This is a genomic window from Fibrobacter sp. UWR4 (assembly GCF_003149045.1).
In the GTDB taxonomy this organism is placed as follows: Bacteria; Fibrobacterota; Fibrobacteria; order Fibrobacterales; family Fibrobacteraceae; genus Fibrobacter.
Map to the genome: position 1 here is coordinate 1 of NZ_QGDU01000012.1, position 12,492 is coordinate 12,492.

11 protein-coding genes are annotated in these 12,492 nt (G+C 50.7%); 7 read left to right on the top strand and 4 right to left on the bottom strand.

The features are described 5' to 3' along the window. Positions 1-126: 126 nt before the first annotated feature. A complete protein-coding gene (tsaA, locus tag BGX12_RS06345; protein WP_109735319.1) occupies positions 127-924 on the bottom strand; it encodes a tRNA (N6-threonylcarbamoyladenosine(37)-N6)-methyltransferase TrmO in 798 nt (265 codons plus the stop codon). A 57-nt stretch (positions 925-981) separates the two neighbouring features. On the opposite strand from tsaA, the gene BGX12_RS06350 reads away from it, so the two are divergent. The 7 genes from BGX12_RS06350 (at position 982) to BGX12_RS06380 (ending at position 9,036) form a co-directional block, all read left to right on the top strand. Next, on the top strand, positions 982-1,998 hold the full coding sequence (locus BGX12_RS06350) for a TAXI family TRAP transporter solute-binding subunit (protein ID WP_109735251.1): 1,017 nt from the start codon (positions 982-984) through the stop codon (positions 1,996-1,998). 9 nt (positions 1,999-2,007) lie between these two features. Beyond that, entirely contained in the window at positions 2,008-3,198 is a 1,191-nt protein-coding gene (gltS, locus tag BGX12_RS06355; protein WP_199220736.1) for a sodium/glutamate symporter, read from the top strand. Positions 3,199-3,451: 253 nt separating this feature from the next. Next, a complete protein-coding gene (gene prfA, locus BGX12_RS06360) occupies positions 3,452-4,519 on the top strand; it encodes a peptide chain release factor 1 (RefSeq protein ID WP_109735253.1) in 1,068 nt (355 codons plus the stop codon). A gap of 30 nt (positions 4,520-4,549) precedes the next feature. After that, positions 4,550-5,461: a peptide chain release factor N(5)-glutamine methyltransferase gene (gene prmC / locus BGX12_RS06365; protein WP_109735254.1), complete on the top strand. Its 912-nt coding sequence runs from the start codon at positions 4,550-4,552 to the stop codon at positions 5,459-5,461. A 268-nt stretch (positions 5,462-5,729) separates the two neighbouring features. Then, entirely contained in the window at positions 5,730-6,845 is a 1,116-nt protein-coding gene (locus tag BGX12_RS15765) for a TonB family protein (protein ID WP_109735255.1), read from the top strand. 11 nt (positions 6,846-6,856) lie between these two features. Next, on the top strand, positions 6,857-7,684 hold the full coding sequence (locus BGX12_RS06375; RefSeq protein WP_109735256.1) for a hypothetical protein: 828 nt from the start codon (positions 6,857-6,859) through the stop codon (positions 7,682-7,684). Between the two features lie 95 nt (positions 7,685-7,779). Beyond that, a complete protein-coding gene (locus tag BGX12_RS06380) occupies positions 7,780-9,036 on the top strand; it encodes a hypothetical protein (RefSeq protein ID WP_146196271.1) in 1,257 nt (418 codons plus the stop codon). Here BGX12_RS06380 and nrdG read toward each other — a convergent pair. From nrdG to BGX12_RS06395, 3 genes are all read right to left on the bottom strand, one after another. Then, positions 9,025-9,591: an anaerobic ribonucleoside-triphosphate reductase activating protein gene (gene nrdG, locus BGX12_RS06385; RefSeq protein WP_109735258.1), complete on the bottom strand. Its 567-nt coding sequence runs from the start codon at positions 9,589-9,591 to the stop codon at positions 9,025-9,027. The genes BGX12_RS06380 and nrdG overlap by 12 nt on opposite strands. Before the next feature lie 61 nt (positions 9,592-9,652). Beyond that, entirely contained in the window at positions 9,653-9,814 is a 162-nt protein-coding gene (gene nrdD / locus BGX12_RS06390; protein ID WP_109735259.1) for an anaerobic ribonucleoside-triphosphate reductase, read from the bottom strand. Positions 9,815-9,871: 57 nt separating this feature from the next. Beyond that, complete coding sequence (locus BGX12_RS06395; RefSeq protein ID WP_109735260.1) at positions 9,872-12,202, bottom strand: anaerobic ribonucleoside triphosphate reductase; 2,331 nt, start codon at positions 12,200-12,202, stop codon at positions 9,872-9,874. Positions 12,203-12,492 lie beyond the last annotated feature (290 nt).

Below are 12,492 nucleotides of genomic sequence, written 5' to 3' on the forward strand. Positions count from 1 at the left end.
ATTAAATTTTAGAAAATAGCCCATTTTTTGTTTAATTTAGGCGAAAGTCAACAAAAAAGGGTGGCGAAGCCACCCACACATGTTGATGAAGAGCCATACTTTTTTATCATAACCGCAAAGTCCCTTTTAATCACATATTAAGAAATTCCGATGCAGTTGTTTATCGCCATATTTGTCTTCGGCCCCTTCTAACAGCTCTTCGGGCCTATATCCCGAGCGAATTTGCAAAAGCTGCACCGATTTTGCAGCTTCGTCATAGCTAAAATCAATACGGAACGTACGATAGGACAGTACTCCAGTCCTTGCCTTTTCATCCAGAGTCAGGCGGCGTCTAGTTCCATCGAAAACGCCATTGCTAAAGCCACCACGTCCAAGTTGCACCTGGGCAAAACTCATCAGGTCAAACTCACTATTTTCCGCAATCCACCGTTGTTGCGTCAAAAACCTTTCGGAAGCGGTCACGGCCCACTTTTCTCCCTCCTGTTCGTCAACCCATCCGGCCTTCGCCTCTGGGAACGCATCCGCCATGGGGATGTAGGGTTTTATGTCAAGAATGGGAGTTTCATTGAGTAAGTCGGCCTCGTCCACATGCAAAGTAAGTCCATCTACTTTCAGCAGGCGCACACAACTCAGTCCAATGGAATTCGGGCGGTAGGGGGAACGGCTTGCAAATGTGCCAACACGGTCTTTCCCAGGAGCAGGAACAGGAGGTCGTGTGGTGGGACGCCAACCGTCATTTTCGTGAAACTGAAAGATCACCCAGATTCGTTCGAAGCCGTCAAGATCCCGAAGGGCCATTTCGAAATTACAGCCCGAATTCAGGACTATACGACCGGGGTGTCCCGCAAAAAGGCGGCCCTGTCTCGGTGCATCGTACTTGTATACAGCATCGCCAAAAAATGTTCCAATGGGTCTTACTTCCATGTGCATAATTTAGATTTTCTATCTTTAAAAACGTCCATATTCCACTGGAGTTTTCCAATGAAACATTCGACTTTCACGTTCAAGGCTATCGCCTCCGCCATTTTGGCAACCACAGCCCTAATTCTCGGGGCCTGTGACTCAGAAAAACAGAATATTCGCTTCGGTTCCGGCAACAAGGGCGGCCTTTATGACAAGTACGCAACCCAGTTTGCCGAATCATTCAACAAGGCAAACGGCAGCATTCAAATCCAGGTGAAGAACACCTCTGGAACTTCCGCAAACATCCGCCTCATTGAAGAAGGTTTCATAGACTTCGGTATTGTGCAGGCTGATATTCTAAAGGATTACCTGATGCGTAGCCGTATACGTTCCGCCATCGCCGCCGTGGCAGGTCTTTACACCGAGTCCATCCAGATTGTGGTGGCTGGCGAAGCCGAAATTAAGTCCGTTGCAGATCTTATCGGCAAGCGGGTCGCTGTAGGCGAAGAAGAATCCGGCGTACTCCGCAACGCAGAAATCATCCTGGAATCCTACGGAATTTCTATGGACAAGGTGGACGCGAAAAAGCTCAGCTTCAAGGAATCCGCCGACGCTTTGAAGGCTGGCGAAATCGACGCCTTCTTCTGCACTGCAGGCATTCCCACGCCCTACATTACCGAACTTGCAAACAGCAAGAACGTCCGATTGCTTTCCATTGGCGAAGTTGACGCCGCCCGCATCATGGGCATCCATCCGGAACTTACCGCAAGCGTCATTCCCGCAGGCACCTACGCAGGGCAGGAAGCCGACCTGCAGACCCTTGGGGCAAAGGCTGTTCTCGTAACAAACCAACTGACGGACAACGCTACCGTTGCTAAAGTCGCAGAATCCGCCTTCGCAAACTCCGCGGCAAGACATGCGTCAACCTCCACCGCAAATTCCGAGGCCGTCGCAGCAGCCCTCGAATTTGCAACCGCCAACGTTCCCGTGGCCTTCCATCCGGGCGCAGCAGCACTCTACGCCAGCAAGAACCTTAAAGTAGAAATCGTCGAGCCTCTTCAGGCCCGCGGTCCCATCCCCTCTACAGGCGACTAAGGAGAACTGATGTATAAACTATCCCTCGACATGTACCAGACTTTGGCCCTTGCCGTTGTGGTTCTCGTCATCGGCGCAAACCTCAAGAAGCAAATCAAGTTTCTGGAAAAATTCTGCATTCCCTCCCCTGTGGTGGGCGGCATCCTGTTCGCCTTCCTTTCCTGCATTCTGTACAAGTTGAATCTTCTAGAATTCCAGTTCGACGAAACCCTGAAATCCATCTGCATGATGGTATTCTTTACTTCCGTCGGTTTTAATGCCAACCTGAAGATTCTCAAGAGCGGTGGCGTCAACCTGATTCTCCTCCTGATTTGCGTCTGTACGCTGATTCTCTGCCAGAATGGTCTTGCCGTTGTTCTCGCCAAGGCACTTCACGTAAGCCCGCTGGTAGGCCTTTCCGCAGGATCCATCTCCATGGTGGGTGGCCATGGTACTGCAGGAGCTTTCGGCCCCGTCCTTGAAGACTTCGGCATGGAAGGCGCCACCACCCTCTGCACCGCCGCCGCCACCTTCGGCCTTGTGGCAGGCTCCCTCATGGGCGGCCCGCTAGGGCGTAAACTCATCATCAAGAGAGACCTTCTCAAGACCGCAAACACCGCCCACAAGGAAGAACTGAAGGAAGAACAAAGCAAGTACCGCCGTTCCGCACAGCGTTACTCCACCGCCGCATTCCAGCTTTCTATCGCCATGGGTCTTGGAACCGTCGTTTCCATGCTTCTTTCCAAGACAGGCATGACCTTCCCCGCCTACATCGGATCCATGATCATCGCCGCCATCATGAGAAACATCTGCGAATACAGTAGCAAGTACGAAGTGCACATGGGTGAAATCCGGGACGTAGGTGGCATCTGTCTTTCCCTGTTCCTGGGCATCGCCATGATTACCCTGAAGCTCTGGCAGTTGGCCTCCCTGGCCTTGCCCCTGGTGGTACTGCTCTGTGCACAGACTTTGCTCATGTTCCTGTTTGCCTACTTCGTGGTGTTCAACGTTATGGGTAGGGACTATGACGCCGCGGTACTTTCCGCAGGTGTTTGCGGATTCGGCATGGGAGCAACCCCTAACGCCATGGCAAACATGCAGGCTATTACCACCAAGTTCGCCCCGGCCGTAAAGCCCTACCTGCTGGTGCCCATTGTAGGAAGTATGTTCGCAGACTTCATCAACAGCCTCTGCATCACATTCTTCATCAATCAGTTTTAATTAGGGGCTAGGATTTAGGATCTAGGGGTTAGGGGATAGGTTCTAGGGGCTAGGGCCGCAGGAGGCAAGTTGTTTTAGGGGCTAGGGGTTCGAGGTACGCTTCGCTTGAGGTGTGAGGTCGGAGCTTCGCTCCTAGAGGTTTGATGTACCCTGACCTCTAGTTTCTAATCTCTATACCCTGCACCTTCAAAGGGGGCCTCGCCCCCGACCTCATAACCTCATACCTCACACCTTTTTTCTACATTTGCACGCGATGAAAGATAAAGCACGTAAACTCATTGAAAAATACGAAGAACTGGAATCCGAACTGGGTAATCCCGATGTTCTCGGTGACCAGGCTCGTTACAACAAGATTCACAAGCAGTACAAGGGTATCGAAAAGGCTGTAATCAAGGCCAAGGAATACCTGCAGATGCTTAACGACCAGGAAGAATGGAAGATGGCTCTGGGCGATTCCGACCCGGAAATGGTGGCCATGGCAAAGTCCGAGCTTTCCACCATCGAAAAGGCACTTCCCGGTCTTACCGACGAATTGCAGATCCTCATGGTTCCCAAGGATCCGTGGGATTTCCGTAACGCCACCATCGAAATCCGCGGTGGTACCGGCGGTGACGAATCCGCCCTGTTTGCTGGCGACCTGTTCCGTATGTACCGCGCCTATTGCGAAAAGATGGGCTGGAAGATTACCATCCAGGACCTGAGCGAAGGTACCGTGGGCGGCTACAAGGAAATTCGCGCCTTTATCGAAGGCGATAGCGTTTACGGCACCCTGAAGTTTGAAAGTGGTGTTCACCGCGTGCAGCGCGTCCCCGAAACCGAAACCCAGGGCCGCGTGCATACCTCTGCCGCTACAGTCGCAATCCTTCCGGAAGCAGAAGAAGTGGACGTAGAAATCCGCGAAGCCGATATCCACATGGACACTTACCGCTCCAGCGGCGCTGGCGGTCAGTACATTAACAAGACGGACTCCGCAGTCCGTTTGACCCATATTCCTACAGGCGTGGTGGTAAGCTGCCAGACAGAACGTTCCCAGCTCCAGAACCGCCTGCACGCTATGGAAATGCTCCGTTCCCGCATCCTTGACGAAGTCATCGCCAAGAAGGAACGTGAAGAAGCCGCCAGCCGTAAAGCCCTGGTGGGTACCGGCGACCGTTCCGCAAAGATCCGTACTTACAACTACCCCCAGAACCGCGTGACCGATCACCGCATCGGCCTCACCCTGTACAACCTGGACCAGGTGGTAGCAGGCGACCTTCAGGAAGTCATCAACGGCCTCCAGATGGCTAACGCTCAGGAAAAGTTGGGCAAGTTCCAGGCATAGTCCTGTCCGCAAGCAAGGAAGGCGCGCGCAATGGCAAACCCGCAAAATGCTCCCATGACGGTTCTGGAAATCCTGAACCGCACTAAGGTCTTCTTCGAAAAGAAGGGCGTTCCCGACCCGCTTCTGGACGCCCAGTACATCATCAGTCACGGTCTCAAGATGAAGAACCGTATGGATCTGTACTTGAACTTCGAGAAGCCCTTGACCCCTGCGGAGCTGGATGAATTGCGTCCCATGGTAGCGCGACGCGCCAACCGCGAGCCCCTGCAGCACATTATCGGCGACACAAGCTTCCGCGGCTTTATCATCAAATGCGACCCTCGCGCCCTCATTCCCCGTCCCGAAACTGAGATGCTGGTGGATATGGCCCGCGACCGCCTGAAGGAAGTGGAAGCCCCCTTTATCGTTGAAATCGGAACTGGCTCCGGCTGCATTTCCATCGCTTCCGCCAAGGAAATTTCTGGCGCCAAGGTTCTAGCCTGCGACGTTTCTGAAGACGCCCTGACTCTGGCCCGCGAAAACGCTGCCGCCAACGAACTGACCGACGACAAGCTGACCTTTGCCCAAGGCGACCTGCTGGAAGCCGCTACCGCCGACGCATTGACCGCCGCAGGTCTCGCTGCCGACCAGAAAATCGATTGTCTGATTGCGAACCTCCCCTACATTCCCGACGGCGAAAAACCGAACCTCCAGCCCGAGGTGGCAAACTTCGATCCGGCTCTTGCCCTCTTTGGCGGTGCCGACGGTCTCGATCTGGTCCGCAAGCTTTTACAGCAGACAGAAGGTCGCATGAATTCCGGCGCATCCATCCTTCTGGAAATCGGTTCCGAACAGGGAACCATGCTGGAAGCGGAAGCCTCTAGCTACCCCTGGCTGACCTTCACCGGCATTCACAAGGACTACTGCGGAAATGTCCGTTTCGTAAGTTACAAGGCGAAATAGCCCGCCCAACTCCGAGCAGCACAAACCTAAAACATTTACAAAGTTTTGAAGACCGTTTTAAGGACGGTCTTTTTTTAATCTGCGTACTAATTACATCTTTTCTATATGATTCACCATGAATTATATGGCAGGTAAAAATTGCAAGTAAATGAAAAAAATTTTTTTAAAGGGCTTATCTTGGCAATCTTTAAGGCTTTCCAAAAGCCTAAATTTAAAGGGATTAGCGATTGGAAGAAAACGACACAAATCTGCCAAAAAAAGGAAAAACATGAAAGTCTCCATTCTTGCTCTATTCGTCGCTTCGCTAGCCCTGCTTTCCGGCTGCGCCAAGACCATGATGCTGAACGCCCCCGCCCTTTATGATCAATACCTTACCAGGAGCTACAACCAGCCCCACAACGCATGTTACAACGCGGTCATCAGGACCTTTTACGATAGGGGCGTCGAACTCACCAAGGCCGACCCCATGGAAGGCAAAATCGTGACAGAAAGACATGTTGCCGCCATCTACGCCAGCTACGGAGTGGTCGGAACAATATCTCATCGTTACTATATCGACGTAAAGGGAAACAAGGAGCAATGTACCATCAAAGTCACGAAGTACAAGGCTTGGAAGGGAGACAACGAGGTTCCTGACGTTCAAGTAGATGCAGTCTACAGTTACTATTGGGCTCCGCTGTTCGGAGGTTTCGAAAGCAATTTCGAAGAGGACGAAGACGAAATCCGTTCTGGCGACGACATTTTGGCGGTCCTCAACCAGCACCGTCCAGAATTTGACGACATACACCAGAAATACATGAAAAAAGCCAAAAAAAGCTTTGAAGGCATCGTCGCGCTGAAATTCACGATTGCACCCGCCGGAAACATCATCGACATTTCTATCGAGAAGACAACAACTGGAGAACTTGAATTTGACCAGCAAATCAAGAAAGCCGTTAGCATGTTGAATTTTGGGGCGATTTCTGGAGGCAACAAGACAGTCATCATCCCGATTAGCTTTACAGACAAGGAAACGGATTCCAGTAAGAACGGCGGACGTAGAGTCAAGGGCGACGGAAGCGGCGGCATCGGGAGCGGTGATGTCAAGGTCACGGGCAACAACCGTATGGCGGCGGATATAATGAAGGTCGTGAAGCAACGTACACCCGCACTCAGGAACATCTACAACAAGTACCTGGAAAAGGACCCTGCCTTCGAGGGTAAAGTTGTCTTGAAATTTACCATCGGTACAAACGGAGATGTCCTTTCCATATCTATCGTATCATCCTCTACAAACAATGACATATTCGACAAGGAAATCAAGAAAAAAGTGAGTTCCTGGAATTTTGGCAAGGCCGAAGGTGGCAACACAACAGTAACAATTCCGTTTACCTTCTCAGAATAAAAAGAAACACGATGAAACAATTCCTGAAAGCACTTTTTCTTTTGCTGTTTTGCGCCTCAGTCGCTTCCGCAGCCTACGTCGCCGTACTCGAGACAAGAATAGACCCGACTATAAAAAAGAAGGTCGAGCTTCCAGACCGTCAGTACCTCACCAACGTTTTGCGGGAAGAAGCCATCAGGGAACTTCCCGCGGAGCAAAACTACACCATCATGACTCGCGAGAACATCAGCGCCATGCTCCCGCCGGGCAAAGCCATCGAAGACTGCGAAGGTAGTTGCCTTGCGGAAACAGGCAGAAACATCGCAGCCGACTACATTTGCCAAGCTCATGTTGGAAAGTTCGGTTCAAAGCTCACAATTTCAGCGGAAATCTACGAAACTGCAGGCAACAAGCTTGTCGCCAGTTTTAACGGACAAGGCGCAAACGTGGAGGCACTTCTGAAGGTCATCAAAGATAATGCTCCCGAATTCTTCCGCAAGGTAAAGGATGGCGTTCATGAAATTTCATCAAGTGGCATAACAGACCAAGACGACGAAATCGAAGAGGATGAAGAAGAGTTCAATCTTAACAAAGTGAACATTTCAGATAATTCTGAATATCGCGAGACTCGCCCTCGTTCCTCTAAGCCCATCGGCAGCGTTCCCTCCACGAACAATCCATTAAGAAGCGGTTGGCTTCGCTGGGGAGCAATCATTGGTGGAAGCACATTACTTACAACAGGCATTGTACTTTGGGCTAATGGAACAACCGATATTGAAGGAGGGCAAACCAAAAGTGCAGTGGGCATCGCCTTGAGCCTCATTGGAGCCGTCGGCATAGGATTCGGATTCATTTTCTAGAGGCCTTGAGGTTTATTTTGTTCCAATCCTTATCAAAAACACCATTCTATTTTCTTGCGTTCTTTCTTCTATGTTCCTGTTCGAATAACATGGACATGGACGACGACATCCTGGACGAATATCTTATAAGGCAAACATCCTTCTATATCGACAAGACGGACAATGAATATCTAGAACTGTTATCCCAGTCCTTTGGCATTAGCAAGGACAAGGTAAGAAAGGTCCAGAAGCACATCATTTCCAAGAAGAACCAGGCCACGGTGGAGCGGGATTACGACCGTGCCATCATCCAGAAAATTGAGGCACTCAAAAAATCCAACAAGGACGACCGCCGTCTAGATTTCGTATATAACGTCCTGGCTCCATATCTGAGCGCCCTCAGCCGAAACGAACCCCTGCTGGTAAAGGAAAGCAATCTTTTTCAGGAACAGGACGTTGTTGAACTTTTTGAGAAATTCTTCCCCGGCGGTGGCAATAGTTTTGCAGATTTGGTTTCGTCGGCACACGGTTATTTTAAAGGAGAATACTTCAACATCAACAAACAGCACAACGTGAATAAGGTCCTGATGTCCTACGGCCTGCTGCTGGATTTTGAAATTGAATCCTGCGCCAACGTCATGCAGATTCAAGATACCATTCTCACCCCCATGGCCTATAAGGGCGATTCTGTGGCAGTGCTGAAAACAAGGCGCATCATTCCGGGCCTGCTGCCGTCAAAAATCGGCTACAGCTCTGCCGCCACCTATTTCGTAATCGTAATTGACGATGCCGTAGAAAAACAGGTCAAGAAATTCACCAGGGAGCTGAAGGCCGATTTCAGCAAGTATGGATCAAAGAATGACCTCTACAATAGATATTGGCGGCTAATCGGTTTACCCAAGTTCGATATATTTAAGGCCAACGAAATCTATTCCAAGCTCCTGGAAAAGGATTTCGGCGGTAAGTCAAGAGAGTTTATCAAGTACGCCCAGGAAATGGAGACCGTCATTCACGAGGCGAAACATCAGGTGGACGGCATTGAACATCCCGAGTTGACGCTCAACCTTGATATCGAATTTTCCGCCCACGTGACTGCTGCGATTTTTAGCCCGGCACCCCACGTGGCACTGCTCTCGGCGATACAGCGCATGGACAACTTCGGGATTTCCCTGGGAGACACGACCAGCTACAATGTTTCCAGACAGCTTTGGGAACTGGCCATCAAGTCGGCAGAAGACTCCACCTACTCCGAGCAGCAACTGAAAAACGACCTGATTGAAATTTACAACAGCTACCGGACAATCCGGGAAAAACAAAGCTTCGAGAAACTTGACGATTTCCGGGATCAAGTCGTCTCAAAATTACTCAAATAAATCCGGGTGTTCCTGCATCTCATCCAGCTGGATCTGGTGGAGAACGACGCGGCCTTCGGAAAGGCTCATCTGGACATCAATCAGGCGCTGGTTCTTAGAACCACGGAACTTCAAGTCCAGGCAGCGCTGTGCCAGCACAAACGGGCCATCCACAAGGATATCTGCAAAAGTCAAAAGCTCCAGGCATTCCGGCATCTGGTCCTTCATGGACATCAGGCGTTCATACGTAAAGCCCGAAAAAATCACCAGGTTCAATCCCATTTCCTTGATTTCGCGGGCCAGCGGCACAAGGGCCTTGGCCTGGAACATGGGGTCCCCCCCACTTAAGGTAACACCATCCAGCAAGGGATTCTCCTGGATCATCTCAAGAAGTTCCTTGAGGGAAATCAGGTGACCGCCCTCAAAGTCGTGAGTCTGCGGATTGTGACAGCCGGGGCAGTGATGAGAACAGCCCTGAGTAAAAATGGAAAAGCGGATGCCCGGGCCGTCCACGAAGGATTCCGGCTCTACACCCGCTATACGTAACTGAATATCATCAAAACTTTGAAAGTTCATTTTTCTCGTACCAGTTTTACAGCTGATCCTGAACCAAGTTCAGGATGACATTCAGGGGAAATTAGTTTTCAGCACAGTCACAACCGTGCTTCACGCGGTCATTGACTTCAGCAAGCTTTGCATTGTTGAAACGATCCACTGTACCTACCAGGTAACCAGTGATGCGGCGGATGCGTTCAAAGCCAACGCCTTCTCCGTACTGGGACTTTTCCTTATCAGACATTTTTCACTCCTTGACTGTGACTTTGTCTATTGTCTTTTTGATCTATAAAAAATTCTATTAGCGAATACCGAGGAATGCAGGCATACCCGGGAACTTCTTGCGGAGTTCCTCGATCTTCTGCGGGTCGATGGAATGACCTTCCTTACGGCCGCAACGGGGGCACACATCGTTAATCACGCCAACATAACCGCAAACCGGGTCGCGGTCCACCGGATGGTTGATGGAGCCATAGCCGATGCCGGACTTTGCCATGAAACGCACGATCTTTTCGAATGCATCCAGGTTCTGGGTCGGGTCGCCATCCATTTCGATGTAGCTGATATGGCCAGCATTGGTGAGGGCGTGGTACGGAGCTTCCAGTTCGATCTTCTTAAACGCGCTGATCTTGTAGTACACCGGCACATGGAAAGAGTTGGTGTAGTAATCACGATCGGTAACGCCCGGAATGATGCCGAAGCGCTTCTTGTCCATGCGGAGGAAGCGACCGGAAAGGCCTTCTGCCGGAGTTGCAAACAGGGTGATGTTCACACCGAGACGCTTGGATTCGCTGTCGCAGAAGTCGCGCATGTGCTGGATGATTTCCAGGCCCAGGCGCTGAGAGGATTCGGATTCACCGTGATGCTTACCGGTAAGGGCCACCAAAGTTTCAGCAAGACCGATGAAACCGATAGAAAGAGTACCGTCCTTCAGGACTTCGCGAACTTCGTCATTCCAGCCCAGCTTTTCGGAGCCAATCCAGATACCCTGACCCATGAGGAAGGGGAAGTTCTTCACGCGCTTACGGCTCTGGACTTCCATACGTTCCAGCAGCTGATCACGGACAAGAGCCAGCATACGGTCCAGTTCCTTGTAGAACAGGTCCAAAGACTTCATCTTGAGAGCGATGCGCGGAAGGTTAATGGAAGTGAAGCTCAAGTTACCGCGACCGAAAGTGATTTCGTGGTCGGGACGAGCGGAGTTACCAATAACGCGGGTACGGCAGCCCATGTAGGCGATTTCAGTTTCGGGACGGCCCGGCTTGTAGTAAGCAGCATTGTACGGTGCATCCATGAAGCTGAAGTTGGGGAACAAGCGCTTTGCGGAAACGCGGCAAGCAAGCTTGAACAAATCGTAGTTGGGATCTTCAGGGTTCAGGTTCACACCAGCCTTCACGCGGAGGATCTGAATCGGGAAGATTGCGGTTTCGCCACCACCCAAGCCTTCTTCTGTGGTAAGGAGCAAATTGCGGATTACCATGCGGGCTTCAGGATCGGTGCACATACCATAGTTGATGCTGGAGAACGGAGTCTGAGCACCGGCGCGGCTGTGCATAGAGTTCAGGTTGTGAACGAAGGCTTCCATTGCCTGGAAGGTAGCCTTATCGGTTTCTTCGTAAGCCTGCTTTTCAGCAAACTTCTGAGCACCCATGACGATTTCGGTAGAGAAAGTCTTGGAGAGTTCGCGAGCTTCGGTCTGGACAAACTTTTCGTTAGGAACGAGAGTTGCAACCATGCCCATTTCGAACATTTCGTCGTGAAGCTTCTTGACGATGGGGCGGAGTTCTTCTTCTTCCTTACCGGTGAGAAGAATCAAGGCCTTCACCATGTTGTTCAGGTAAGCCTTGCGGTAAGTGATGCGAACGCCGTCGGCCATGGCATAGTCGAAGTTAGGAACAGCCTGGCCACCGTGCTGATCGTTCTGGTTGGACTGAATAGCGATAGCTGCGAGAGCTGCGTAGCTGCGGATGTCCTTGGGTTCACGGAGATGGCCGTGACCGGTATTGAAGCCGTTCTTGAAAAGCTTGATCAAGTCGATCTGGCAGCAGGTCATGGTGAGGGCGTAGAAGTCCAAGTCATGAATATGGATATCGCCTTCGGAATGAGCACGGCTGTGTTCCGGCTTCAGCATCATCATGGTGTAGAAGTGCTTTGCAGATTCGGAACCGTACTTGAGCATGGTACCCATGGCGGTGTCGCCATCGATGTTTGCGTTTTCACGCTTCAGGTCGGATTCCTTGGCGGAGCTGAAGGTGATGTCGCGGAGAGTGTGCATGAGGCGAGTATTGACTTCGCGGACGCGAGTACGTTCTGCACGATACAGAATGTAATTCTTGGCGGTGTCACCGTAACCGGCTTCGGTCAAAGCCTTTTCTACAGCGTCCTGGATGTCTTCAATTTCGGGCTTGGTCTTGCCTTCTGCTTCCAGACGGCCAACTGCATAAGCAGCGACCTTGAGAGCGGTACTGCTAAGAATGTCTTCACCACCGAGAAGGTCCATCTGAGACTGGGAAGCCTTAATTTGTTCTTCAAGTTCGCCGGAGGCTCTAAAAGCCTTGATGATGGCGTCGGAAATCTTCTCAATGTTGAACGGCATCTCACGGCCGTCACGCTTCTTCACGGTAAAGATCATCACACAATCCTTATGACAAAGCGGCCCTCACGTCTGCTCCTGCCGTTTTTTGTCAAAAAAGTTCTTTTCCTTCTAATTTCACTATATCTTGTGTTAAAATCCTAACCGCCACCACAAGATGTGGTGTACAAGATAATAAAAGAAATGACGTTTTGTAGAGATTTCGACAAAAAAATCTTATTTTTTTTCAGCCAAATGACATATTTTTGTAAGTTTTGTAAAACAAATTTGACTTTCAACAAAAAACAAACAACTACTCAAAAAAGCACCCACTTTTTTAAACCTTTGAT

What these genes read in the sequence shown, in the direction of transcription:
- tsaA (WP_109735319.1), bottom strand. Translation starts at nt 924, where the DNA reads ATGGAAGTAAGACCCATTGGAACATTTTTTGGCGATGCTGTATACAAG.
- BGX12_RS06350 (WP_109735251.1), top strand. Translation starts at nt 982, where the DNA reads ATGAAACATTCGACTTTCACGTTCAAGGCTATCGCCTCCGCCATTTTG.
- gltS (WP_199220736.1), top strand. Translation starts at nt 2,008, where the DNA reads ATGTATAAACTATCCCTCGACATGTACCAGACTTTGGCCCTTGCCGTT.
- prfA (WP_109735253.1), top strand. Translation starts at nt 3,452, where the DNA reads ATGAAAGATAAAGCACGTAAACTCATTGAAAAATACGAAGAACTGGAA.
- prmC (WP_109735254.1), top strand. Translation starts at nt 4,550, where the DNA reads ATGGCAAACCCGCAAAATGCTCCCATGACGGTTCTGGAAATCCTGAAC.
- BGX12_RS15765 (WP_109735255.1), top strand. Translation starts at nt 5,730, where the DNA reads ATGAAAGTCTCCATTCTTGCTCTATTCGTCGCTTCGCTAGCCCTGCTT.
- BGX12_RS06375 (WP_109735256.1), top strand. Translation starts at nt 6,857, where the DNA reads ATGAAACAATTCCTGAAAGCACTTTTTCTTTTGCTGTTTTGCGCCTCA.
- BGX12_RS06380 (WP_146196271.1), top strand. Translation starts at nt 7,780, where the DNA reads ATGGACGACGACATCCTGGACGAATATCTTATAAGGCAAACATCCTTC.
- nrdG (WP_109735258.1), bottom strand. Translation starts at nt 9,591, where the DNA reads ATGAACTTTCAAAGTTTTGATGATATTCAGTTACGTATAGCGGGTGTA.
- nrdD (WP_109735259.1), bottom strand. Translation starts at nt 9,814, where the DNA reads ATGTCTGATAAGGAAAAGTCCCAGTACGGAGAAGGCGTTGGCTTTGAA.
- BGX12_RS06395 (WP_109735260.1), bottom strand. Translation starts at nt 12,202, where the DNA reads ATGATCTTTACCGTGAAGAAGCGTGACGGCCGTGAGATGCCGTTCAAC.